The 24736-nt window shown below is 61.1% G+C and carries 16 protein-coding genes; 8 read left to right on the top strand and 8 right to left on the bottom strand.

All coding sequences use genetic code 11. From position 1 onward, the window contains the following. Positions 1–16: 16 nt before the first annotated feature. The 5 genes from cobG to J3P75_RS24615 all read left to right on the top strand — a co-directional run bounded on the left by cobG (position 17) and on the right by J3P75_RS24615 (position 11899). A complete protein-coding gene (gene cobG, locus J3P75_RS24635; protein WP_434708511.1) occupies positions 17–1405 on the top strand; it encodes a precorrin-3B synthase in 1389 nt (462 codons plus the stop codon). Next, the gene (locus J3P75_RS24630) at positions 1398–2024 is read left to right on the top strand and encodes a precorrin-8X methylmutase (protein WP_203420569.1); all 627 of its coding nucleotides are present in this window, start codon (positions 1398–1400) and stop codon (positions 2022–2024) included. Before cobG ends, J3P75_RS24630 begins: the two co-directional genes overlap by 8 nt. Continuing rightward, complete coding sequence (locus J3P75_RS24625; RefSeq protein ID WP_434708510.1) at positions 2021–2755, top strand: precorrin-2 C(20)-methyltransferase; 735 nt, start codon at positions 2021–2023, stop codon at positions 2753–2755. The genes J3P75_RS24630 and J3P75_RS24625 overlap by 4 nt, the downstream gene beginning before the upstream one ends. Further along, on the top strand, positions 2755–4455 hold the full coding sequence (gene cobJ, locus J3P75_RS24620) for a precorrin-3B C(17)-methyltransferase (RefSeq protein WP_434708509.1): 1701 nt from the start codon (positions 2755–2757) through the stop codon (positions 4453–4455). Before J3P75_RS24625 ends, cobJ begins: the two co-directional genes overlap by 1 nt. Positions 4456–4747: 292 nt before the next feature. Next, positions 4748–11899: a TcdA/TcdB pore-forming domain-containing protein gene (locus tag J3P75_RS24615; protein WP_434708508.1), complete on the top strand. Its 7152-nt coding sequence runs from the start codon at positions 4748–4750 to the stop codon at positions 11897–11899. Between the two features lie 83 nt (positions 11900–11982). On the opposite strand, the gene J3P75_RS24610 is transcribed toward J3P75_RS24615, so the two are convergent. Then, positions 11983–12579 (bottom strand): MarC family protein, encoded by a 597-nt coding sequence (locus J3P75_RS24610; protein ID WP_025111770.1) that lies wholly within the window; start codon positions 12577–12579, stop codon positions 11983–11985. Between the two features lie 231 nt (positions 12580–12810). On the opposite strand from J3P75_RS24610, the gene J3P75_RS24605 reads away from it, so the two are divergent. From J3P75_RS24605 to J3P75_RS24595, 3 genes are read left to right on the top strand one after another with little or no spacing between them, the layout of a single operon-like run. Beyond that, complete coding sequence (locus J3P75_RS24605; RefSeq protein ID WP_434708507.1) at positions 12811–13611, top strand: hypothetical protein; 801 nt, start codon at positions 12811–12813, stop codon at positions 13609–13611. A 54-nt stretch (positions 13612–13665) separates the two neighbouring features. Beyond that, positions 13666–14370 (top strand): hypothetical protein, encoded by a 705-nt coding sequence (locus J3P75_RS24600; protein WP_434708506.1) that lies wholly within the window; start codon positions 13666–13668, stop codon positions 14368–14370. Beyond that, entirely contained in the window at positions 14363–15004 is a 642-nt protein-coding gene (locus J3P75_RS24595) for a hypothetical protein (protein ID WP_434708505.1), read from the top strand. The genes J3P75_RS24600 and J3P75_RS24595 overlap by 8 nt, the downstream gene beginning before the upstream one ends. A 13-nt stretch (positions 15005–15017) precedes the next feature. On the opposite strand, the gene J3P75_RS24590 is transcribed toward J3P75_RS24595, so the two are convergent. The 7 genes from J3P75_RS24590 to prmA all read right to left on the bottom strand — a co-directional run bounded on the left by J3P75_RS24590 (position 15018) and on the right by prmA (position 24707). Continuing rightward, on the bottom strand, positions 15018–17792 hold the full coding sequence (locus J3P75_RS24590) for a response regulator (RefSeq protein WP_434708504.1): 2775 nt from the start codon (positions 17790–17792) through the stop codon (positions 15018–15020). Between the two features lie 99 nt (positions 17793–17891). Continuing rightward, positions 17892–19187 carry a phosphoribosylamine--glycine ligase gene (gene purD / locus J3P75_RS24585; RefSeq protein ID WP_434708503.1) on the bottom strand — a complete coding sequence of 432 codons (1296 nt, stop codon included), beginning with the start codon at positions 19185–19187 and terminating at the stop codon, positions 17892–17894. Positions 19188–19350: 163 nt separating this feature from the next. Then, positions 19351–20958, bottom strand: a complete 1608-nt coding sequence (purH, locus tag J3P75_RS24580; protein WP_434708502.1) for a bifunctional phosphoribosylaminoimidazolecarboxamide formyltransferase/IMP cyclohydrolase — start codon at positions 20956–20958, stop codon at positions 19351–19353. An 83-nt stretch (positions 20959–21041) separates the two neighbouring features. Continuing rightward, on the bottom strand, positions 21042–21362 hold the full coding sequence (gene fis, locus J3P75_RS24575) for a DNA-binding transcriptional regulator Fis (RefSeq protein WP_002555375.1): 321 nt from the start codon (positions 21360–21362) through the stop codon (positions 21042–21044). Further along, positions 21359–22369, bottom strand: a complete 1011-nt coding sequence (dusB, locus tag J3P75_RS24570) for a tRNA dihydrouridine synthase DusB (RefSeq protein WP_336355796.1) — start codon at positions 22367–22369, stop codon at positions 21359–21361. The genes fis and dusB overlap by 4 nt, the downstream gene beginning before the upstream one ends. Positions 22370–22553: 184 nt before the next feature. Further along, complete coding sequence (locus tag J3P75_RS24565) at positions 22554–23798, bottom strand: DUF3426 domain-containing protein (protein WP_434708501.1); 1245 nt, start codon at positions 23796–23798, stop codon at positions 22554–22556. A 30-nt stretch (positions 23799–23828) separates the two neighbouring features. Further along, positions 23829–24707: a 50S ribosomal protein L11 methyltransferase gene (prmA, locus tag J3P75_RS24560; protein WP_434708500.1), complete on the bottom strand. Its 879-nt coding sequence runs from the start codon at positions 24705–24707 to the stop codon at positions 23829–23831. Between the last annotated feature and the right edge of the window lie 29 nt (positions 24708–24736).

Here is a 24736-nt window from a genome sequence, read left to right as displayed (position 1 = left end):
GACGGGCAGACTTTTCATGCCGGCGGACAAAGCAGGCATAATACCGCGCCTTCGCTTGCGAAGCGCCTTTGCCACGCAACCGGTCAGCCCCTTGAACGAACGCCCGACATCCACCGCTGTACGCCCCTCGGCCTGTCCGGGGTTGCTGCGTATTGTCCAGGCGCTGGATGGCGGCATCTGCCGGATCAAACTCAATGGCGGTTCGATCAGCGCCGACCAGGCCGACGCCGTGGCAGACGCCGCCGAACGCTTTGCCAGCGGCGCGATCGAGGCGACCAACCGCGCCAATCTGCAGATTCGCGGAATCGGCGCGCAGTCGACGGCATTGATTGACAGCCTGCTCGCCGCCGGTCTCGGTCCGCGTACCGCTGCCGGCGACGACGTGCGCAATCTGATGCTCAGTCCCGCCGCCGGGATCGATCGGCAGATGTGTTTCGACACCCGCGCCCTCGCGGGGCAAATCCTCGACACCCTGCAAAGCCATTCGCGGCTCCATGAGTTGAGCGCCAAATTTGCCGTGCAACTGGACGGCGGCGAAGCGCTGGCGATGCTCGAGCATGCCCATGACCTGTGGTTGTCGGCATTCGAGCACGGCGGCGAAACCCGGCTGGCCTTCGGCCTGGCCGGCTGCCCGACGGATCGTGCGCTGGGTGCGGTGGCGGTGGAAAACGGCCACGCGTTGGTGGTGGCGGTGCTGGAACTGTTCCTCGACCTGGCACGTCCCGAGCAGACACGCATGCGCCATGTGCTCGAAGAACTCCCCATGCTGGCGTTTCTTGAGCAGTTGAGACGCCGCGTGCCGGTCAAAGCCATCAGTGGCTGGAAGCGCCAACCGGCGCAGGACTATCAGCATATCGGCGTGCATGCGCAACGCATTGCCGGGCGGGTCTATGTGGGCGCGGTGCCGCCACTCGGGCGACTCGATCCGGCGATGCTGCGAGGTGCCGCGCAACTGGCCCGCCAGTTTGGCGACGGCAGCCTGCGCTTGACGCCGTGGCAGAGTCTGCTGCTGCCGAATATCACAGCGGCGGATGCCGGCGAGGTGCTGCCTCGATTGCAGGCATTGGGCCTGTTGACCGAGGGCACTGAACCACTGGCGCGGCTGATTGCCTGCACCGGTGCCAGCGGTTGCGGCAAAGGCCAGGCCGACACCAAGGGCGACGCCCGACAACTGGCGACGCTGTTGCCCGCAGCGGTCGAGGTCCATCTGAGCGGCTGCGCGCGTTCCTGCGCCGCCGCACACTGTGCGCCAGTGACGCTGCTGGCCGTCAGTCCCGGTCATTACGATCTCTATTTTCGCGATGCAGCGCTGCCGGGTTTCGGCGCGCTGCACGCCTGCAACCTTACTATTGAAGCGGCCGCGACCTTGCTCGCCGCCCGCGCCCGGAGCCCCCTTGATGCTTGATTACATCCGCGACGGTCAGGAGATTTATCGCAACTCCTTCGCGATCATTCGCCGCGAGGCCAATCTGGCGCGCATCCCGGCCGACCTGGAAAAACTCGCGGTGCGGGTGATCCACGCCTGCGGCATGGTCGAAGCCGTCGACGGTCTGCAGTTTTCCGAGGGGGCCGGCAAGGCCGGGCGCGATGCGCTGGCCGCCGGTGCGCCGATCCTCTGTGATGCGCGGATGGTCTCCGAGGGCGTGACCCGTGCGCGCCTGCCGGCCAATAACGAAGTGATCTGCACCTTGCGTGACGAGAGCGTGGCTGATCTGGCTCGCGAGCTGGGCAACACCCGTTCCGCCGCGGCGCTGGAGCTGTGGCGTCCGCACCTGGAGGGCAGCGTGGTGGTGATCGGCAACGCGCCGACCGCGCTGTTCTATCTGCTGGAAATGCTCGACGCCGGTGCACCGAAACCAGCGCTGATTCTCGGCTTTCCGGTGGGCTTCGTCGGCGCGGCCGAATCAAAAGCCGCACTCGCCGCCGACAGCCGTGGCGTGCCGTTCGTGATCATGCAGGGCCGCCTCGGCGGCAGCGCCATGGCCGCAGCGGCGGTCAACGCGCTCGCCACGGAGGTGGAATGATGCAGGCCAAAGGACGTTTGATCGGCCTCGGTGTCGGCCCCGGTGATCCGGAACTGATTACCGTCAAAGCCCTGCGCCTGCTGCGCGAGTCGCCGGTGGTGGCATATTTCGTCGCCAAGGGCAAAAAGGGCAACGCGTTCGGCATCATCGAAGCGCATCTGGTCGAAGCGCAGAGCCTGCTGCCGCTGGTGTACCCGGTGACCACCGAAGCGTTGCCGGCCCCGCTGTCCTACGAGCAGGTGATCAGCGATTTCTACGACGAGGCCGCCGTGGCGGTCGCCGAACATCTGGATGCCGGTCGCGACGTCGCGGTGATCTGCGAGGGCGATCCGTTCTTCTACGGCTCCTACATGTATCTGCATGATCGCCTCGCCACGCGTTACGAGGCCGAAGTGGTGCCAGGTGTGTGCTCAATGCTCGGCGGCGCTTCGGTGCTCGGCGCGCCGCTGGTGTATCGCAACCAAAGCCTGTCGGTGCTCTCCGGTGTGTTGCCTCACGAAGAGCTGAAACGCCGGCTGGCTGATGCCGACGCGGCGGTGATCATGAAACTGGGGCGCAATTTTCCCAAAGTGCGTCAGGTACTCGAAGAACTCGGCCTCGCTGAGCGTGCGCTGTATGTCGAGCGCGCGACCATGGCCAACCAGAAGATCGTGCCGATGGACCAGGTCGAGCCGATGTCCTCGCCGTACTTCTCGCTGATCATCGTGCCCGGCGAACGGTGGCAAGGTTGATGACGCCGATCACTCCCGCCATCGTCATTCTCGGTCAGGGCAGCCTGGCCACCGCGCGGCGCATTCAGCAGGTGTACCCGGCGGCGCAGATTCACGGCCTCGCCGGGCGCGTCGAAGGTGCTGATTCTGTTTATCAGGAATTCGGTGCGACCCTGCGCACGTTGTATCAGCAGGCCACGCCGATCATTGCCCTGTGTGCGGCGGGGATTGTCATTCGTACGCTGGCGCCGCTGTTGCTGGAAAAGGGCGCCGAGCCGCCCGTACTCGCAGTCGCCGAGGATGGCAGCGCGGTAGTGCCGTTGCTGGGCGGCCTGGGCGGGGTCAACGTCATGGCGCGGGACATCGCTGCCGGGTTGCAGGTGGCGGCAGCGATCACCACCAGCGGCGAGTTGCGTTTCGGCACCTGCTTGCTCAACCCACCGTGCGGTTATGCGCTGGGCGATCTGGAGTCGGGCAAGCGCTTTGTCTCCGACCTGCTCGCGGGCCACAGCGTGCGCGTCGAAGGCGCGGCGCCGTGGCTGGATCAGGCGCAGTTGCCGCAGGATCCACAGGCGCAACGCACGATTCATGTCGGCACTGCCGAGCGCCAGGCGAGCGTCGACGAATTACTGATTTACCCGCGCAGCGTCGCGGTGGCGGTGCGTGCCGAGACAGCCGACCTGGCGCATGCCGTGCGCAGCGCGTTGCAGCAGGCGAAAGTCGCCGCGCAATCGTTGGCCTGTCTGCTGGCGGCTGATAGTGACATGGCTTCGGCAACCTTGCGCGAAGCGGCGCATGAGTTGGGCGTGCCGCTGCGCTTTGTCGCGGCTGCACCTGATGTGCAGGCAATCGCGCTGGCTGCCGTACCGCAAGCGCAGCTTCATCTTGTGCAGAATCTGGCCATTGCAGTGGCCGCCGAGCCGCTGGACATCGAGCACGTCGGCCGCCCTCGCGGACGTCTCGCGGTGATCGGCCTCGGTCCTGGTGCAGCCGAATTGATGGTGCCGGCGGTGAAGGCCGAACTGGCCCGCGCCACCGATGTGCTCGGCTACGAAACCTACGTGCGCATGGCGGGCCCCTTCCGCGACGATCAGGTGCAGCATTGCACCGACAACCGCGAAGAGATGCAGCGCGCCCGTCACGCCTTTCGCCTCGCCGCCGCAGGGCGTTCGGTGATCGTCGTGTCCTCGGGTGATCCCGGGGTGTTCGCCATGGCCGCGGCGGTGCTCGAAGCGTTGCACGAATCGAGCGACCCGGCGTGGCACAGCGTCGATCTGCAAATCCTGCCCGGGGTCTCCGCTTCGCTGGCCACCGCCGCGCAGGCCGGTGCGCCACTGGGCCATGACTTCTGCGTGATGTCGCTGTCGGACAACCTCAAGCCGTGGTCGATCATCGAAAAACGTCTGGATCTCGCAGCGCAAGCGGATCTGGCGCTGGCGTTCTACAACCCGATCTCCCGTGCGCGACCGTGGCAATTGGGCAGGGCGCTCGAAATCGTTGCGCAGCACCGCACCCCAGAAACACCGGTCGTGCTGGGCCGTGACATCGGGCGTCCAGGCCAGACCTTGCGTACCACTAGCCTCGGCGCGCTGACGGCGGATCAGGTCGACATGCGCACGATGGTGCTGATCGGCTCCTCCACCACCTGCACGTTCCCCCGCGCCAGCGGTGGTGAGTGGGTTTACACACCGCGTTGGTACGGCGAAAAGCCGCTTTCCTGATTTGCACGCCGAGGCAAGTTGTAAGCAACTTGTCTGGGCGTGACATCCGGTCAAAGTTCCTGTCTGAATCTTGCCCTTTGAAACCGGGCGATGCTTGCGTCAAGAACGCCGCTTTGGCTCTTTGGTCAATGACTGGCGGGCAACTTATATGTTGCCGGATGGTGCACGTGAACAACGTGACTGTTATTCGATGTTTCTCAGGTAATCATTTGAGTTTTGTGTTTTTTGAAGTCACTGCAACAGCAGCATAACTTCGTCCAGGTTCACTTCAATGAATCAGGGATGAAGGCTTATGGGTGTCATGGAACAGTATGTCGGCGAAGCGGATCTTATTTCTGCCGAAGATTATTCAGCGCTGCAACGCGCCTTGAAGGAATTTTCCGCTACTGGCGAATATGCCGAGTTGGCAGCGCTTTACGAGAGCGCCGGCAGGGCCTCGGATTTCACTGAAAAACTGCAAGTCGTAACGCTTTTCCTCGACAACTTCGAACGCCTGGCCAAGCGCAAGACGGCGCCCATGCCGGTGGCCATTGATCGAATCGAAAACCGGCTGCGCGATTACGCGACGCGCCTGGCGGCAACGGTGAGCATGTTCAGTGACGTACCCGCGCCAGTGCCAAAAACAATGCACTTTGTCTGGGTCGGCGGCAGCCAGGTTGGCGCTATCCAGCGTGATTACATGAATATCTGGCGCCAGGTCCTGGCCGCCGAGGGCTACCAGTTCAATCTCTGGTACGACAGCGATGCCTTGCTCGCTTTCGAAATGAACCGGGTCATTTCCGACAGCGCGCGAGTGGATGCGATGGAGTCCGGTGGTGACACTGTGAGCCGCCCCGGTGCGCTGGCAACGATGATCGAAGATCGTGCGCGAGTCTTGAAGCGCGAGATGTTCGAATTTCTACAACAACCACAATGGCGAGACAACGCCGATCAGGCCCGGATCGAATTGATGGCGCGCGCTTACGGTAAAGACCGGGCGACACTGGAGAACTTTCGGCAGCAATGTTTGCAGACCCATCAGCAAATGGCCGGCAGCGACTTGCAGTTGCGCGACGTTCGCCGGGAGCTTCACGGGCATTTTCTCGCCGATGTCTATCAACGTGAAGTGGCGATGCGCGGCAACTTCGCCGCCGCCAGTGATGTTGTGCGCTTGCAGGCGCAGTACCTGGAGGGCGGGCGTTACAGCGACATGGATTACTTGCCGCCGCTGGCTGAAAAGTTGGGTGGCGTCGATATAAGCAAGTTCGATGACGTGCAACGCTTGGGCGTGTTGCAACTTTTGCTCAATCACGATGAAACATTGCTGCCGGGTCGTGACCGCCTGCGCTATGCCGATCGCACCGATACCTTGCCTGCTGCCGATCTGGATGCGTTGCTGGCATTTGCCCGCAGCAAACCCGGCGTGACGCAGATATTCGTCGCCCCGCTTGAAAGCCGCAGCCCGGCTCACGGTTTGCGCATGGGTACGCAACTGGACCGGGAAATGAACGCCTACATGCTGGCCCAGCCGCATAGCGAAATGACTCTCGCGGTCATGCAGTTGATCCGGTTCAATTACGACTGCCTTCAAGCCGTTGAACAGTCAGTGATGGCCTCGTCGGTGGATTGGTCACAGACCGAGCGATTGCTCGATGTGATCGAAAACGTGATGAACGAGAAAATCGAAGGGGGGCAACTGACGCGAACACAGCAGGATTTTCTCGGCAGTCTGAGCGAGGCCATTTTAAATTATTACCGTGATGGCATTCGCGTCGGAGCGCGCGGCACCATTGCGCTAACCGGACCCGGAGCGGCGGTGACCGGGGTAAGGAACTATGTTGAAACTCGTCTGTTCGCACATGATGTGGTCAAGGTTCAGCAACACTTGAAATTGGCCGAGGGCTACAACGTCCAGACCGAAGAAGAAATGATCTCCGGCTGGACCGTCAATGACGATGAGGCGCAGTGGCTGGCCAAAGAGCAGGAAAAATGGCGCAGCGGCAAACTCAAGTCGCGTTATACCGGCCAACTGGCGGATCTGCTCAAACCGCAACAGACGCTGACGTTCAAGCAGGGCTGGCCGGTAGTGGGCGGAAAACCGGTATTGCTGACCTCGGTCCTGCAGCAATGGATGGATGACCTCGGCGAGCCTTTTGTCCGGGCCATGCGCGAAAAACTCAGCGGTGAGATCACCTTCACCGATGCTTTGGCCATCGGCTTCGACACGCGGCAGTTGATTGCGGCGCAACCGCAGGGCGAGCTGCCGGTTTCCCATGGCGCCGAAACGTCCAGCAATTTCAACGAGCTGTTCAGTCGGATTGCCCATGACGCGCTGCCGCTGCAACAACTCAGTCCGCTGGTGCGGGTCATGCTCGGTGGGATTTTCGGTGCGGACAGTCTGGACGATGCGGGCTTTGCGGGCGTCTGGCAGACCGTGCGTGAGCTTGCCGTAGCAACCGATGGCGACGGCACTTTCGCGCGTTTTGACGCCATCGAAAAAGCCATTCAGCAGCGCCCGGAATTCGCGACGGCGCTGACGCGGGGTGAGGCGCATGAAGTGCTGACGGCGCGTGAACTCAAGGTCCAGGCGCTCTTCGAAGCGCTGACGGTGCGGCAATGGGGTGAGCGTATCGGGCAGATCAAGCGCACCGCGCAGCGTGAATACCGCACCCGGATCATTCAGCGCAATGCGCAGGTGCGGGAAATGTTCATCAGCGCCGGCGCGACCTCGGCCCGGCAATTGTCGCAGGATTTGCTGATGCGGACGAGCAGCGACCCTGGGCGACGGTGTTATCCGCTGGCGCTGTTGATGGGCGCAGCGGTGGTCGCCGGCGAGTCGGCCGAGCGCACGCTGGTCGGGCATGTCGCTACGGCCAACATCGATCCTGAACACACCAGTTCACGGGCGTTGCTCAGTGCGCTGAACGAATTGCGGACTGTACCGACCAACACCATTGGCAAGCCTCTTGGCCTGCAGAATCTGGACTCGCTGATGCAGCAGCTGGAGGCGAAAACGGCTTCTACCGTCCTGTTGCTCGACACCGGCGATCACGCGTTGTTGATGGCCAAGGTGCAAGTAGACGGCCGGTTCGTCTATCGCTTCTACGACCCGAACTTTGCCATCTACGCGTTCGCCACAGGTGCCCAGGCCAGGCTTGGCGTGGAGCGTTATCTGAGTGCAGGCGATAGCGCACTGGCCAGGCTTTACGGGCTGGGCGACATGGCGGCAGCGCACTTCAACGTCATCGAGCTGAACACTGAGGTGATCGCCGCGCGCAAGCTGTCGGCGGGGTTGCGCGTGGACAGCTTTTTACACTCGCCATCGAGCGATTCGCGCCGTGCCTCCGTCTGGGCCAGACAAGCACTGGCGCGCCAGCGCTCGCTCAGCGAAAACGCGCGCATGGGCACCAGCCTGGCGCAAGTGGATGCACGGTACTGGGCGCAGGCATTCGGCGAGGCCACGCAGCAATTGCGCAGTGAACACTCGCTCGGGCGCGAATATCTGCCGTTGCTCGACACCCTCAAGCCGCAGGCGGACGGCGCTTTTTCGCTGACTCTGGTCGATGCGCAAAACCCCCGTCAGGCGCGAACGGTCAGTACAATCGACCCGCGATTCAACACGCTCAAAGAGCATCTGCAGCGGTTGGTCAAAGCGGCCAAACCCGCGGCCCCGGGTGAGTCTGACGGCGGCAGTCGCTTGAGCTTTGCCTTTGCGATCCAGACCCTGGTCACCGAAATGCGCCAGCGCGATTACCAGGCTGGCGATCAGTTGCCAGCCCTGTCAATTGCCCTGCAAGTGCAGGTCTACGTCAGTTATGCCCAGCTGGGTTTCGGTGTGGTTAGCGATACCGCTCAGGTGATCAATCTGGTGCGGCAGGTGGCAGCCAGTGAGCAAGCGCTGCTGTTGCGTCAGTCGTCACTGGCCGGCCGTGTGCTCGGGCCGGCAGCCACTGGTGTCGGCTTTGCGTTCTCGCTGGTTAATATCGGCTTCGACATCTACAACCTTTCGCAGGCGCAGAACCACGAGCAGCGCTCACGTTTTTCCACGTCGCTGGTGTTCAATGTGGCGGCATTGGGGCTGGACATTGCTGCGCTGGCAGTCGGTGGAACGGTCGGCGCGGCGGCAGCCATTCTGTCCGTGCCGTTGCTCGGTATCGGCATCGGTGCCACCGCGATTGCCAGCAATCTGGGGCAAATCGCCGACAAGGCTACGGCGGTCGGCAATCATTTGCGTGCCATCCACAACGCTTACCAGCCAGGCGCTTTTACCTTTGCTGACGGGACGCTGCAGTTCCCGCCCGAAGCCGTCATTATCCAGCTTGATCTGCAAGACCGGCAGGTTCGTTTTGACAGCCAGCGGTTTTATCCGTGGGGCGGCGGCCCGCTTGAGTTACCGCAGTACAACGATGATCCGAAGCAGCTCCACCGATCGCTGAACATTCGCCAGGCCTTCGGTCTGGCCGAGAGCGCACCGCTGGATATCCGCGACGATGCTGCGCTGCATACCGTGGTGCTGCCCTGCACGCCGCTTTGCTATTACGGTTACGAATATCAACTGGGGGGCGCCGGCTATGTCTATGAGCCGTTAGCGGGCGAGCAAGTTGAGCCGCGCAGTTCCAGTGAACATGCCGAGCCGCACTGGTACGCAGCGCTTCATCCGTTCACCGCCCTTGGCGATTCGCTGGCGACGCAACTGGATGAGCGCATCCATACTCGCTATCCGCAATTGCGCAACAGCGTGGCGGACAAGCTCGAATATGATGGGCAAGGCAACCGGCGTTTTTATCTGCACAGCACGCCGTCGCTCAAACACATTCTCTACAAGCTGCATCCGGTCTATAAACCGACCACGATTCGCGTGCAGCTCAACGAGCATGTTCGTCAGTTGGCGGTGCCGACGTTGCCGGTGGAATGGCTGCACAAAATTTCCTATGAAATCACGTCCATGCCCGGTCACTGTCAGTTGCGCCTGACTCGCGGTTTGAGCGAGGTGAAATTTAACGGCTTCGGCAGATGGCTGGTGCATGCGCCCTGGGTCAATCTCGAGCAGGTCCGCTTTGCTGATGCAGTGATTGCGGATGACGACGGCCCACGGTTATATCTGGCGGGGCGTCAATTGGCGATTGACGGCATCGTGCTGTCGGCTTTCGAGGGGCTGATCGAACTGGCCGGAGGTGAACTGTACGAGCTGGACTGGCAGCACAATGCATTGCGCCTGGTGTCCGTTACGCTTGGCGATACCCACCATTGGCGCGATGTCCTTGCGCGACTAGGCAAACTCGGTGACGAGGATCGTCTGGCCGCCGGCTATCTGAGGCTTGAGCGATTCAACGTGCCGTTCACCCCGGCCAGCCGCCCGCTGAGGACCACGGCTTTTTACGATGGCCCGCGCAGACGCCTGTTATATGCGCGCAACCTGCCTGGCGCGGTCAACGATGGCTTGCTGCTGGGCGCCGCCACGGCAGATGAAGCGTGGTTTTATCATCCCGATCACGCCACCGTCTGGCGCGTCAATGTGCTCAGCGGGCTGGTCGTGCAGCGCTATCGTTTGCTGAGTCTGGAACCCGGCACGAAAATCAGCGCTTTCGCGCAACTCGCAGATGGCACTCTGCGCGTCTCGCAGCAGTTGGTCGAGCGGAAAAACCTCAACGTGCAAACCACGCTGGAATTTCACCTGGCCGACAAGGACGTGACACTGACCGACATCACGCTAAGGTCGCGCGGGTTGGAAAATTCGCCCCTCAAAGCTGAAGAAGGCAGCCGGATCGTGTTTTTCCGTCATCGCCAGAAACAGCCTCGCCCCTATGCCGACGAAACCCCCGGCATGGCTCCGGCCATCAGCACATGGCGCTACGCACCGTATATTCATGCGCAGGCTTATTCCTTCGATCAACTGCTCGAGCGAGCCTGGATTGGCGCGGAAAACGGCCGCTACTTGCGCGCCGACCCGCACAGTGACGCGGACAGAGTGTTGCTCATGCCGCGATCCGCTGACCCGGCCACGGCACGGCTGTTCTACAGCAAGCAGAGCCAGATGCTCAGCCATGGCATCGAACTGCGTGACAATGTTTTCATGCAGCAAGCGCTGGGGCGGGATGTGGTTGACATCAGACGTGTCGGTGACAGCTATCTCGCCACGTTGAGCGATGGTCGACTGTTCGAGATCGACCTCGGTGCCCGTGAGGATAACTGGTTGTCCGAGATAGACAGGGATGTGCTGCAGTTCGTCGGCCTCAGCCAGCGCTGGCTGCAACAACATCCCGACTGGCTGGCCGCACTGCCGGCGCTGGCCAGGCAATACAACAGCGCAGCATTTGCGATCATCGGCTTGCGCGCCCAGGCAGGCCAGCCCTTTCTGGCGGCGTGGTGCGTGGACGAAAAGCTGGTACTGGCGCAAACGCCTGGCAACCATGAGCTGACGTTACTGGGCCTGACGCCGGACCGGCAAGCCGTCTGGCTGCTGGATTCCGATGCCGGAGCAATCTGGCGCCAGACGCTGGTGTCATTCGAGGAAGCTCGCGCGGCGTTCGGCAACAGCAGCGTCGTGCAGCATCGCCAGGCCTTGCCACAGGCCGAACCGGTCTGGTCGTCGTGGACATTCGGCGAAGTCCTGCCGCAGGGCGATGGCCTGCTCGGACGCACCCGTGAAGGCGTGACGCTGCAACTGCAGGATCAACAACCGGCGCGGATTGTCGGCACGGAAAATCACTGGTCCTGGCGCCTCGGCGAAACGCCCGCACAATTATGCGAGCGTTTGAAGCAACTGCTGGACGGACAATCACATGCTGCCTTCCTGCCCGTCGAAAATACCGGCAATCGTTACCAATATTACGTGCCGACGCTGAATCGGCTGTTCGATGTGTCCGCCCGGGAGGACGGCCAGTGGGCGACGTTCCTCGGTACGCGCGATACCGATAGTCCGCTGTTGCTCGACTCGATCGACGAGCTGGTTTTCAGTGCTGGAAAGACCGACAGCGTCTGGTTGCCCGGCAGCCATGCTCGACGTGAAGGACAGGTCATGTCGCTGCAGGTGAGCGATGACCTCACTGAGGTCCTGCCGCTGCTGGTTGACGGCGTGAACACCTTGATCCTGAGCTTTGGTTCGCACGCGGAGGGCTATCGGATTTCGGCCGAAAGCTGGCAGCGTCTGGATTGCCTTGTCGTCGATGTGCGGCGTCCGTCCGCCAGCGAAACGGCGGAGCCAGGCTTGCTTGCGCTCGACGTGGGCGAGTGTGGGCATTGGTTGATGTCGCGGGTTGGTGACGAGCTGCTGCTTGCCGATCCGGACAATGGTCGCAGTCTGATCGTGCGCCACGCCCAGGAGCAGAGCGCCTGCGAGTTGGCGCTCAGCGTATCGGGTCACCTGTATCTGGTCGCGCTTGAGCAGTGGTTGCTGGCGTTCGAGGCCGCACAGGACAGCGACGCCACAGCCACGCTGGCGGCCGTGACTGAACAGTTGCCTTGACGGGTTGAGCCTGGACGATAAAACGCCGCGAACGTTGCCGTTCGTGGCGTTTTATCGTGTCCTGTGCGTACAGCCGCGGGCGCTCAAGGCACCAGATAACCTTTGACTCCGGTAAAAATGATCTGCGCCGCCAGCGCGCAAACAAACAGGCCCATCAAGCGGCTAACGATCTGCAAACCCTGATCACCGAGAATTCGCTCGATGCGGTTCGATAGATAAAGCACCACGCCCACCGTGAAACTGGCCAGCGCAATGCTCATGATTGCTGTGAGTTTGTCGTCCCAGTGCGGTTGGCTGACGCCCATGACCAACAATGCACCGATGGTGCCCGGGCCGACCGTCAGCGGAATGGTCAGCGGCACGATGGTGACGTCCTGCTGCACGTTATCGGCCTGTACCGCCGGCTTGCCCTGCGCCATGCCCAGCGCGGAAATGAACAATACGCTGCCGGCACCGATGCGGAACGCATCAACCGTGATGCCGAACACATCGAAGATCACCCGCCCGAACAGATACAGCAAGACGCTCGACACCAGCGTCGCCACCGCGACCTTCCAGGCCAGGCGCCGTTGTTCCTTGCGCGAATAACCGCGGGTCAGGCTGATAAAGCAGGACAATACGAAGAACGGGCTGTAAAGCACCAGCATCTTCAGATAAACGCTGAACAACACGTGAAGCATGGTCTTGTCTCGCAGCAACGAACAATGGTAGTGGAGTCTACCAGTGCTTCAGGTTGTTGTGTTATCGACTTTCGTGACTTGTTTGTTTTTGATTTGGTTGCTGATTAGTTGCTGTTTTATAGTTCTGGTAATTGCTGTTACATGTTTTGTTTTGTGGGTTTGTGCTGTTCTTGGTTATGGTTGTTTTCGCAAGTTAATGAGAACTTGCTTAAATGATGATAAGGAATTCAAGTGAACACTCAAACTATCAAACAGCTTCAAATCAATAACTGCATGAATGCTCTGCAGCAATATGAGATTGACGCGCTGCCAATGATTCAAGGCCGTAGTATTGCCTTGAATCTGAATTCGGGTGACGCCGTGGAAGCGCCGACCAAGGCGTCTGTTGTAGGCGAAGGCATTCTGGCTTTTTCTGGTCAACTGAGTGCTGACAATCGCACCGATGCACAGAATGCTTTCCTTTTCGCGACCCTCGTAGCCAGCAAGAAATACCCGCTCGAGAGCCAGGGTTACGAGTGGTACCTGCTGTTCCGCGAAGTCATGACCAATTCGGGCTGGACGCCTGTTTCCAAGTACTACAGCGATATGGAAGTCGCCGGCACCAGTGTGCGAATGGACAAACTGGTACTGGAAATTCTCGGCTCGGTAGTTGCTGGTCTGGCGGTGCCGGGCCCAGCGACCGCGCTGATGCTGAAAGTGGCGAGCGATGCCATCACTGCCTTGCAAAAGCGTGACACCGCCTTGACCCTGTACGAACGTAATCTGTTGGCGCACGGTGTTGGCGGTCTCACCAGCGGCGTCTGCACCGAGCTCAACGGCGAAGCCATCATGGCCGTCGGCACGGTACGTTTCTTGCGCCGCAATACTTCCACTAAAGTTCTGTTTGTCGATGTGGATGTGCGTAATGTGAAGCTTTATCGCGGTGAAACTATCTTCGCCAAAAATACCGAAGTTGCTGACAAAGCTCGCGACCTTATTCGTAGCAAACTGGGTATCAGTATTATCTCGAAAATTGAAGAGTATGAGTGCTGATAGAAAAAAGAGGGCAGCCGTCATGGCTGCCCTTTTTATATATGGAGGTAGTGTATGGATGATAATTTTCAGATATTGGTAGTCGGCGCGGGAATTTTGGTCATACCCGGCGACGAATCACTCGATATGTACGCTGATTTGCTTGATTCAATTTTACTGGCCCAACTGGTTGCGAATAAAAAGAGCGAAAAAAAGTCGTCCGTCAATTGGTACGACACCTACGTGAGTGTTCTTGATGATTTCTGGTTACGCCAGCAAAAATCACATCAGACATGGCAGCGCAGTGGTTTTGTGGATGAGTCTGCACTGGCGTTCTTCAGTGACGCGTTGGGTAATGATGCGCTGCCGGAAACGCAAGTAATAGCTACCGTTCTGGGGCAAGTGGCGCAGATCTCGGGTGATGATCCTGCGATCCAGCGTCTGCGCAGTTTCATGAAGGTACCTGTCGCGATCGAGTCGGTTACTGCTTCAGCGTCATCGGACGCAGTGCATTTACTGGTGGCTATCGCCAACTCACCCACGTCTTTCACCAGCGCATTCGTTGAGTTTGAAACCCGGCGCGAGCTCGGCCAAAACCCGTTTCAACAGATGTATCAAACTGAAGATATTCAAGGGTTGGTTCACGTGCGCCACTCGCGCACGACGCTGGCCGAAGGTCGCTACGGCGACGCGCGCGAGGCCATTGCCAGAAAAATCAGGGACAAGCGTGCTGACAATGTGGCAGTCCTGAGTTTGCCAGGGGAGATGCCACATGACTGATCTGGTTGCACCACAAGCCGCTGTGGTGGGCGGCAGTGTCGTGGCGTTTGCCGGTGGCTTGCCAGCGTCTCATCGCGACGACATCTACATGAGCACCGCCTATGCGCAACGAGCGACCCGCGCAGCGTTCGAAGATGGCCTGTCGGGCGACTGGTTCGAGTATTACAGCAATGTGTTGAGGTTCATCGGGTGGGACGTGCCGAAACCGCAGACGCTGGCGGCGTCGAACATCTCCCTTATGGCCGGTCAGGCCACTCAGCGTATCGCCAGCGTATGGGGTGAGTCGTTTTCTGAACCGATGCGCCTTGCATTGCGGGCGATGGAGCGTAATGCATTGGCACTCAAGCTGTTCGAATCCACGAGTGTGCGCGCCAACGTCGGTTACTTCCAAATGATCCCCTGCATCATGAACGGCCCGAACAAGGTCCAGATGGGCGTCTATCACCGCCAGTTCGAGATCGAGCGAGAGGCCGGTGGATTTCTATTCAGTGAAGATGAAACACTGATTCATAACAGCGTTGAGCAAGTCGCTGCGATTACATTCAACACGCTGTATTACGCCCAGTTTCGCGACAAGGTGAAACAATCGGTCATTACCGGCTCGCTCAAATATCTCAGCGGTCTGGAGATCTGAATTACCGGAGCGCTCAGAACGTCGAGGCCGTGCGGTTCTGTTGGTCGCGCTGGGCCACCCAATGTTCGATCAACTCGCGCAACTGCGACAACTCAACCGGTTTGGACATGTGCCCGTCCATGCCGGCCTGACGCGCGCGTTCCTTGTGTTCAGCGAGAATATGCGCGGTCAGCGCGACGATCGGCGTGCGAACACGCTGGTTGCTGACTTCCCAGGCGCGCAATTGCTGAGTCGCCGAGAAGCCGTCGAGAATTGGCATTTCGCAATCCATCAGCACCAGGTCGTAACGCTGGGCCTTCATCGCTTGCAGCGCTTCTTCGCCGTTGGCGGCGGTGTCCGGTTGCAGGTTGAGCTTGCCGAGCATGCCGCGAATCACTTTGGTCGAAATCGTGTTGTCTTCTGCCACGAGGATGCGGAAGTCGCTGGGTACTTTCGCCGCCGTGGCGGCCGTGAGCACTTGCGGCTGGAACACGGTCTGGCCTTTGTTGCGCTGATTGAGCTCGTCGGCCAGGGTGGTTTTCAGGGTGTAGCCTGCCACCGGTTTGGCGAGGATGCGTTTGATCCCCGAGTTGCGCGCAATGATCTTGCTCGGCGCATTGCTGATGCCGGTGAGCATGATCAGCAGGATGTCGTGATTGAGGCTCGGGTCTTCCTTGATCTTGGCCGCGAGCTGCATGCCGGTCATGCCCGGCATGTTCTGATCGAGCAGCACCACATCGAAATAGTCACGCAGGTGCGCCTTGGTTCGCAGCAGGGCCAGCGCTTCCTTGCCCGACGGCACGGCGCTGACATTCAAGCCCCAGGCGCTGCACTGCTGGACCAGCACTTTGCGGCAGGTGTCGTTGTCATCCACCACCAGCACCCGCGCGCCTTGCAGTGGGCTGTCCAGATCCGAGGTCGGGTGTTCGAGGCGATCGGGGTCCAGCGGCAGTGTCAGCCACAAGGTACTGCCCTGAGTGGCGCCGCTCTTGATGCCGAATTCGCCATTCATCAGGCGGATCAGTTGCCGCGCGATCACCAGCCCGAGATTGCCGCCCAGGCGGTTGGCCGACAGGAAGTGCTTGCTGTGCAATTCGGCGTGCATCAGCGCGTCGCGTTCTTCCTGTTCCATCGGTTGGCCGCTGTCCTGCACGGCAATGCGCAAACGTGGCTTGTTGCTGCGCTCGTCGAGGGCGACGACGATCAGCACTTCGCCTTCGTCGGTTTTCTTCAGGGCGTTTTCCAGCAGGCTCAGCAATGTCTGGCGCAGACGGGTCGGGTCACCGCTGATGACCCGCGGCACTTGCGGCTGGATGAAACTGATCAGCTCGACGTTCTGCTGTTCGGCCTTGGCGCGATAGATGCTCAGGCAGTCATCGATCAAGGCGTTGAGGTCGAATTGCACGTCGTCCAGTTCGATCTGCCCGGACTCGAGCTTGGAGATGTCGAGAATCTCGTTGATCAGCGTCAGCAGTTCATTGCCGGCGCTGTGGATGGTCTGCACATAGTCGCGCTGCTTGACCGACAGCGGCGTACCCAGCAACAGTTCGGTCATGCCCAGTACGCCGTTCATCGGCGTACGGATTTCGTGGCTGATCTTGGCGAGGAACTCGGCTTTGGCGTTGATCTCGGCGTTGCTCGCGGCCAGATCGCGACTGACGCTGAAGCGGCTCTCGGTGATGCTGCGCTGACGCTCGCCCAAGGCGACGCTCATCAGCAGGCCGCTGATGCAGATGAACACCATCAGGATCATGATCAGGCCTTGCGGCGATACCAGTGTCAGCCCCAGCAGCGCCGGCAGAATGATCAGCGTGCCGATGTTGAACACCACCATCGCCGCAACGAACAGCCGCGCGGGGCGGTAGCCTTTCTGCCAGTGGTAGAAGCCGACGAACAACATGCTCAGGCCGGCCAGGGCCACCAGCGCGTAAGTGATGATGTTCAAAGGCAGGGTGTTGACGAACAACAGCAGCAGGCTGCACGTGACGATGAGCAGGATGTCGCCAAGCAACAGTTTGTTCAGCGGGTGCGGGCCGAGCGGGGCGAAGTAGCGGTAAGCAAACATGAGCCCGGCCGGCGCGGTCAGCAGCAGCGCCAGGTAAGCGCCCGGCGTCTGCACGGCTTGCCAGTTCGGCAGCCACGGCCCGGCGAGATTGAGCAGCAGCAACAGGCTCAGGCCCAGCAAACCCTCGCAGACCGCCAGCCACAGGCTGCTGCGCGAACGCGAATAGGCGTAGCGCACGAGGTTGTGCAACAGCAGCATGCCGAGGCAGCCGAACAGCAAGCCGAACAGCAGCGTCTGATGGTGGTCGGCTGCGCTCATCACCGCCGACTGCAGGGTGACGTGCGGACGCAATTGATGGTCGGAAACCATGCGCAGATACACGTCGAGGGGTTTTTCGCTCTGCGGCAGCGGCAGCATGAAGTCGCTACTTGGCAGCGGTCGTTCGGCCTGAGGCTGGTCGGTGCCGGTGTTGCGTTGCTCGATCAGCCTGTCACCGTCGAGCACATACAGATTGAGCTGCGAAAGGTCCGGGGCAAAGATGCGCAGTACCTGTTCATGCTTTCCCGGCGCCAGCCTGAAACGCAGCCACAAGGCGCCATCGGGCGCGGCCGCGGTGAGGCGGTCGAGTTCGATGGGGCTGAATTGACTGGTGTAGCGGGCAGAGCGGATATCGCTCAGTTGCAGATTGCCCTGATCGTCAAGCAATACCGACCAGCCACTGCCTTGACCGGCGAGGGCCGGAAGCATGCAGAGCAAGGTCAGCAGCGTGACGGTGAAGCTTATGGCAATCCTGAGCCAGCGCACGGCGAAATCCCTTCGTAGGTTGATGCCAGAATATAACGACGCGCGGCGGCAGAACAGCCCGGCGAGGAACGGCGTCCCTCGCCAGGCGCAAGGCTCGGCTTATTGCTCAGTTTCGCCACGTTCACGGGCAATGGCGCGGTAGCCAATGTCCTTGCGATAGAAGCAGCCTTCCCAGTCGATGGCTGCTGCCAGCTTGTACGCCTGCTGCTGCGCTTCACCCACGGTTGCACCCATGGCCGTGGCGCACAGCACGCGACCACCGGCGGTGACGACGGCGCCGTCTTGCAGTGCGGTACCGGCGTGGAACACTTTACCTTCCAGGTTGGCTGCTGCCTCCAGACCGGTGATCGCCGCACCCTTGGCGTAGTCGCCCGGATAGCCGCCGGCGGCCAGTACGACACCGACGCTCGGACGTGAATCCCATTGCGCTTCAACCTTGTCCAGCGCTTGCGCCAGTGCGGCTTCGACCAGCAACACCAGGCTCGATTGCAGACGCAGCATCACCGGTTGGGTTTCCGGATCGCCGAAGCGGCAGTTGAACTCGATGACTTTCGGATGACCGGCCTTGTCGATCATCAGACCGGCATAGAGGAAACCCGTGTAGACGTTGCCTTCGTCGGCCATGCCGCGCACGGTCGGCCAGATCACCTGGTCCATCACGCGCTGGTGCACGTCGGCGGTGACCACCGGGGCAGGGGAGTAAGCGCCCATGCCGCCGGTGTTCGGACCGCTGTCGCCGTCGCCGACGCGTTTGTGGTCCTGGCTGGTGGCCATCGGCAGGACATTCTTGCCGTCGACCATGACGATGAACGAGGCTTCTTCGCCGTCGAGGAATTCCTCGATGACTACGCGCGAGCCAGCGTCGCCGAACGCGTTGCCGGCGAGCATGTCGCGCACCGCATCTTCGGCTTCAGCCAGGGTCATGGCGACGATGACGCCTTTACCGGCAGCCAGGCCGTCGGCCTTGATCACGATTGGCGCGCCTTTTTCACGCAGATAAGCCAGCGCTGGCTCGATCTCGGTGAAGTTCTGGTAGTCGGCGGTCGGGATCTTGTGGCGGGCGAGGAAATCCTTGGTGAAGGCTTTCGAGCCTTCGAGCTGCGCAGCACCGGCGGTCGGGCCGAAGCAATCCAGACCGCGCGAGCGGAACAGATCGACGACACCGGCGACCAGCGGCACTTCCGGGCCGACGATGGTCAGGGAAACGTTTTTCTCGGCGAAATCGGCCAGTTGCTCAAGCGCCAGCACGTCGATGGCGACGTTCTCGCACTTGGCTTCGATTGCCGTACCGGCGTTGCCCGGCGCGACGAAAACCTTCTGCACACGCGGATCCTGAGCCACTTTCCAGGCCAGGGCGTGTTCACGGCCACCGCTGCCAATGATCAAAACATTCATTTCAAAAACCTCGGATGACGCTAATTCTATTGAGCGCCGCAGGGACGCTGATCGTTCCCACGCTCTGCGTGGGAATGCCTCTACGGACGCTCTGCGTCCGAGGGACGCGGAGCGTCCCGGGCTGCGTGCCCACGCAGAGCGTGGGCACGATCAAGCAAAATAATCAGTGACGGAAGTGGCGCATGCCGGTGAACACCATCGCAATGCCCGCTTCATCGGCTGCGGCAATCACTTCCGCATCACGCATCGAACCACCCGGCTGGATCACCGCGGTGATGCCAACCTTGGCCGCGTTGTCCAGACCGTCGCGGAACGGGAAGAACGCGTCCGAGGCCATCACCGAACCGGCGACCTGCAGACCGGCGTGCTCAGCCTTGATCGCGGCGATACGCGCCGAGTTTACGCGGCTCATCTGGCCGGCGCCGACACCGATGGTCTGACGGTTCTTGGCGTAAACGATGGCGTTGGACTTGACGTACTTGGCGACTTTCCAGGCGAAGATCAGGTCATGGATTTCCTGCTCGGTCGGGGCGCGCCTGGTCACGACTTTCAGGTCATCGGCGCTGATCATGCCGATGTCGCGGCTCTGTACCAGCAGCCCGCCGTTGACGCGCTTGTAGTCCCACGCGGCAGCGCGGTCTGCCGACCACTCGCCGCAGGCCAGCAGGCGCACGTTGGCTTTGGCAGCGACGATGGCGCGGGCTTCTTCGCTGACCGATGGGGCGATGATCACTTCAACGAACTGACGCTCGACGATCGCCTTGGCGGTCTCGGCATCCAGTTCACGGTTGAAGGCGATGATGCCGCCGAAAGCCGATTCGGTGTCGGTGGCATAGGCCAGTTCGTAGGCCTGACGGATACCGCCTTCGGCGTCCGGGCTCACGGCAACGCCGCACGGGTTGGCGTGCTTGACGATCACGCAGGCCGGCTTGACGAAACTCTTCACGCATTCCAGCGCGGCGTCGGTGTCGGCCACGTTGTTGTAGGACAGCTCTTTGCCCTGCAGTTGGGTCGCGGTGGCGATGCCGACTTCGGCAGGCCTGGCTTCAACGTAGAACGCCGCGCTCTGGTGCGGGTTCTCGCCGTAGCGCATTTCCTGGGCCTTGATGAACTGGCTGTTGAAGGTGCGCGGGAATTCGCTGCGGCCTTCGGTGCTCAGGGTTTCAGCCGCCTGATTCACCGTGCCCATGTAGTTGGCGATCATGCCGTCATAGGCCGCGGTGTGTTCGAAGGCCTTGAGCATCAGGTCGAAACGCTGCGCGTAGGTCAGGCCGCCGGCCTTCAGGTTTTCCAGCACGCTGCTGTAGTCACTGGCATTGACCACGATCGCCACGTCTTTGTGGTTTTTCGCCGCCGAACGGACCATGGTCGGGCCGCCGATGTCGATGTTCTCGATGGCGGTCGGCAGGTCGCAGCCTGGCTTGTTGATGGTGGCTTCGAACGGGTACAGGTTGACCGCGACCAGATCGATCGGCTGGATGCCGTGTTCGCTCATGATCGCGTCGTCGATACCGCGACGACCGAGGATGCCGCCGTGGATTTTCGGGTGCAGGGTTTTCACCCGACCGTCCATCATTTCGGCGAAACCGGTGTAATCCGCGACTTCCACTGCGGCAACGCCGTTGTCACGCAGCAGCTTGAACGTTCCGCCGGTGGAGAGGATCTCGACGCCGAGAGCTTCCAGCTCTTTGGCGAATTCGAGGATCCCGGTCTTGTCGGAAACGCTGATCAAGGCGCGGCGGATCGGCAGGCGGGTAGTCTGGTCGGTCATCTCAATTTCCATCAAAAGCAAAGGAAGTCAGCAAAAAAGGCGACCGTTTTTTAAGCGGGCGCCTTTCTGGTTTGATTGAATGCTTACAGCAGATCGTACTGCTTGAGTTTCTTGCGCAGCGTGCCGCGATTAAGTCCCAGCAGCTCACTGGCCTTGGTCTGGTTGCCCTTGACGTAGTTCATCACGCTTTCGAGCAGGGGAGCCTCGACTTCGGAGAGCACCAGGTTGTACACATCCGTGACGGACGCGCCCTCAAGGTGGGCGAAATAATTGTGCAGCGCCTTCTCGACACTCCCGCGAAGGGTCTGGCCTTCTTCGCTCGGCGTGTTGAGGTGCTGTTTCAAATTCACGTTGTCGCTCACGGGTGTTGTTCCACTCACTAAAGTCTCGGTCATCATCGTCATGCGGCCACCCCTTCTTCGTCCCCTGTCAGGCTCTTGTAACGCTCGGCGAAGAACTCCCGAACGTTGGCGCATTGTGTTTCCGTACCATCCAAACGATTGAAACGGGCGCGAAACTCCCTAGCGCCCGGCAAGGTTGCGAGATACCAGCCCACATGCTTGCGCGCTATGCGCACGCCCATCACGTCCCCATAGAAAGCGTGAAGGGCGGCCAGATGCTCCAGCAGAATGCGTTCCACCTCGATCAGCTTCGGTGCCGGCAATTTCTCGCCGGTACGCAGGAAGTGCTCGATCTCGCGAAAAATCCATGGCCGCCCTTGAGCGGCACGGCCCACCAACAGGCCATCGGCACCGGTCGCATCAAGCACGTAACGGGCCTTCTCTGGCGAATCGATATCGCCATTGGCGAAGACCGGGATCGACACCGCCTGCTTGATCGCGGCAATCGTGTCGTATTCGGCTTCCCCGGTGTACAGATCGGCGCGCGTGCGGCCATGCACGGCCAGCGCAGTGATCCCGGCCTGTTCGGCGATTTTCGCCACGGTCAGGCCGTTCTTGTTCTCGCGATCCCAGCCGGTGCGGATCTTCAGGGTGACCGGCACATCAACTGCGGCCACTACGGCCTGCAGGATCTCGGTCACCAGTGCTTCGTCTTTCAGCAACGCGGAGCCGGCGGCCTTGTTGCAGACCTTCTTTGCCGGGCAACCCATGTTGATATCGATAATCTGTGCGCCCAGCTCGACGTTGGCCCGGGCCGCCTCCGCCAGCATCTGCGCATCACCACCGGCGATCTGCACCGAGCGTGGCTCGGGATCGCCTTCGTGGATCATGCGCATGCGCGACTTGCGGGTATTCCACAGGCTCATGTCGCTGGTGACCATTTCCGAGACTACAAGCCCTGCGCCCAGACGCTTGCACAGCTGACGAAAGGGCTGATCGGTGACGCCCGCCATCGGGGCAAGAATCAAGCCGTTCTGCAATGTGTATGGGCCGATGCGTACCGCCGACATAGGACTTCCCTGAGGTGGGGCCGGATCATGAGAGTTCGAAAAAGGGTGGGCATGATACCCGCTCTCGATGACTGGTTAAAGGCTGAATTGAACAAAATCTGAACAGTAATTTTGTTATCGCCGCTGGTTTGGTCGTGCACGGCGAAGTCAGAAAACCGCCGTCAATCCACAAACCGCGCGGGCTTCACTCGGGGGAGTGGAAACTCAGGCTGTAATTCACCGCTTTCGGGCCTGGATCGAGAATGTCCAGTGCGATGTGGATCGGCGTCTGCGGCGGCATCTCCGGCAGGCCTTCAAGATCGCCCTTGAGGTATTCGCCGGGTTTGAAGCGACGACTGGCGATCAGATGACCATTGAGATCGGCAAAGCGCAGTTCCAGCAGCGGGAACGGCTGGGAAAACGTCGCCCGGTTGTAGATGATCGCATCGACCACCAGCGCACCGTTGAATTCCGGATGGCTGCGCACCACCAGATTGCTGCTCTTGATTCTGGAGATGTCGACCTTGGACGGCACCGTGCAGCCGATCGGCGGGCAGATTCGCTGGAACCATGGGCGGTATTGATCCTGCCGGGCCAGTTCGTCGAAATGATAGGCAATGTACTGCGCCGCCAGACCACCCGCCGCGATCAGCACCAGCAGCAGCCAGAGCAGGCGGCGGCCCCAGGGCGAGCGGCGTTTCTGCCAGTCGAGTTGCAGCGGATCGTCGGTGAGGTCTTGCAGGACTTCGGCGCGTACGCCGGGCTCTGCGCGTTCGTGCTTTTTGCGCAGCGGCGTGATCGACGGCAAATCGTCATCATCGCTGTCGTCGCTGGCCGACAGCCGTTCGCGGCGGGCATTCGGGTCGATCGGGTCGTGCAGGCGCAACTGCGGAATGCGCGGCTCGTCATCCAGATCCACCGGTTCCAGCGACAGCGAGGGTTCGGTGCGTTCGGGTTCGAGGGTTTCGATGGCTTCGATGTCCGGCTCGACATCCGGCTTCGATGTGCGCTCATCGGCCGGTTCGCTGAACAGGCTGCCCGGCCATGCCGCGTCATCCGGTTCGGGGCTGTCGCGGCGTGCACTCAGGGAGTCCTCGCGCGGGCGCCCCGGTTCGGTGACCGGCTGGATTTCGCGCTGCTCGAGACGGGCCAGTTCCTGATCCAGGTCGAGGCTGTCGAGATCCAGTTCCGAAGCGTTCCACTGCTTTTGGCTGATCGCGCGTGGCGCTGGCGTTTCATCGACAACAGGTGATGGTGCTTCAGCCTGCGTCGGCGCGACGGGCGTCAGTGCATCCTTGCCGGCGTGTTGTTCAAGCAACTGTTTGGCGGCGTTGAACACTTGCAGGCAGGAGCCGCAGCGAACCACCCCGCGGGCCACGCTCAATTGAGCATGGCTGACGCGGAAGCTGGTTTGGCAATGCGGGCACTGAGTGACGAAACTGTCGGTCATGCGGCGATCCGGTTTATGCAGGCGCTCATATTAGCGCCGACGGCCAGTGATGCGCACCCAGCCATCGCGATTGGCAATCGGGTCGAGATCGAAGTCCTGAGCATAAGCGGCGGCGACTTCGTCACCTTGTTCGGCGAGGATGCCGGACAGCGCCAGACGCCCACCGGGCTTGACCAGACCGGACAGTTGCGGCGCCAGCGAAACCAGCGGGCCGGCGAGAATGTTGGCGACCAGGACATCGGCTTTGACCTGCGGCAGATCTGGCGGCAGGTACAGCGGGAACAGTTCGTCGGCGATATTGTTGCGCCCGGCATTGTCGCGCGACGCTTCCAGCGCCTGCACGTCGATGTCGGTGCCGACCGCTTGTTTCGCGCCCAGCAGCAGCGCCGCGATCGCCAGAATTCCCGAGCCGCAGCCGAAGTCGAGCACGTTGCAGTCTTTCAGATCCTGGCCGTCGAGCCATTCAAGGCACAACGCCGTGGTCGGGTGCGTGCCGGTGCCGAAGGCCAGGCCCGGGTCCAGCAGCAGGTTGACCGCATCAGGTTCCGGCGCAGCGTGCCAGCTCGGCACGATCCACAGGCGCTGACCGAAACGCATCGGCTGGAAACCGTCCATCCAGCTGCGTTCCCAATCCTGATCTTCGATCACTTCACTGTGATGCTCGGGCAGCGGGCCGCCGGTCAGCAATTCCAGATGAGCCAGAACCGGTTCCGGTTCAGTGCCACCCTCAAACAGGGCCAGCAAATGCGTGTGCGACCACAGCGGGGTGGTGTTGAGTTCCGGCTCGAAGATCGGCTGGTCTTCGGCGTCCATGAACGTCACCGACACAGCGCCCACTTCAAGGAACGCGTCCTCGTAGGTTTCGGCTTGTTCCGGGGTGATGGCGAGACGGACTTGCAGCCAGGGCATGGCGGTTACCTTTGAAATCTGTGGGGCAG

Source organism: Pseudomonas sp. R1-1, assembly GCF_051132135.1.
In the GTDB taxonomy this organism is placed as follows: domain Bacteria; phylum Pseudomonadota; class Gammaproteobacteria; order Pseudomonadales; family Pseudomonadaceae; genus Aquipseudomonas.
This window is presented reverse-complemented; position numbering and strand designations above follow the sequence as displayed.

Excerpts from the sequence above, each read along its gene's own strand:
- cobG (WP_434708511.1), top strand. The coding sequence starts at position 17 with ATGCCGGCGGACAAAGCAGGCATAATACCGCGCCTTCGCTTGCGAAGC.
- J3P75_RS24630 (WP_203420569.1), top strand. The coding sequence starts at position 1,398 with ATGCTTGATTACATCCGCGACGGTCAGGAGATTTATCGCAACTCCTTC.
- J3P75_RS24625 (WP_434708510.1), top strand. The coding sequence starts at position 2,021 with ATGATGCAGGCCAAAGGACGTTTGATCGGCCTCGGTGTCGGCCCCGGT.
- cobJ (WP_434708509.1), top strand. The coding sequence starts at position 2,755 with ATGACGCCGATCACTCCCGCCATCGTCATTCTCGGTCAGGGCAGCCTG.
- J3P75_RS24615 (WP_434708508.1), top strand. The coding sequence starts at position 4,748 with ATGGGTGTCATGGAACAGTATGTCGGCGAAGCGGATCTTATTTCTGCC.
- J3P75_RS24610 (WP_025111770.1), bottom strand. The coding sequence starts at position 12,579 with ATGCTTCACGTGTTGTTCAGCGTTTATCTGAAGATGCTGGTGCTTTAC.
- J3P75_RS24600 (WP_434708506.1), top strand. The coding sequence starts at position 13,666 with ATGGATGATAATTTTCAGATATTGGTAGTCGGCGCGGGAATTTTGGTC.
- J3P75_RS24595 (WP_434708505.1), top strand. The coding sequence starts at position 14,363 with ATGACTGATCTGGTTGCACCACAAGCCGCTGTGGTGGGCGGCAGTGTC.
- purD (WP_434708503.1), bottom strand. The coding sequence starts at position 19,187 with ATGAATGTTTTGATCATTGGCAGCGGTGGCCGTGAACACGCCCTGGCC.
- purH (WP_434708502.1), bottom strand. The coding sequence starts at position 20,958 with ATGACCGACCAGACTACCCGCCTGCCGATCCGCCGCGCCTTGATCAGC.
- fis (WP_002555375.1), bottom strand. The coding sequence starts at position 21,362 with ATGACGATGATGACCGAGACTTTAGTGAGTGGAACAACACCCGTGAGC.
- dusB (WP_336355796.1), bottom strand. The coding sequence starts at position 22,369 with ATGTCGGCGGTACGCATCGGCCCATACACATTGCAGAACGGCTTGATT.
- J3P75_RS24565 (WP_434708501.1), bottom strand. The coding sequence starts at position 23,798 with ATGACCGACAGTTTCGTCACTCAGTGCCCGCATTGCCAAACCAGCTTC.
- prmA (WP_434708500.1), bottom strand. The coding sequence starts at position 24,707 with ATGCCCTGGCTGCAAGTCCGTCTCGCCATCACCCCGGAACAAGCCGAA.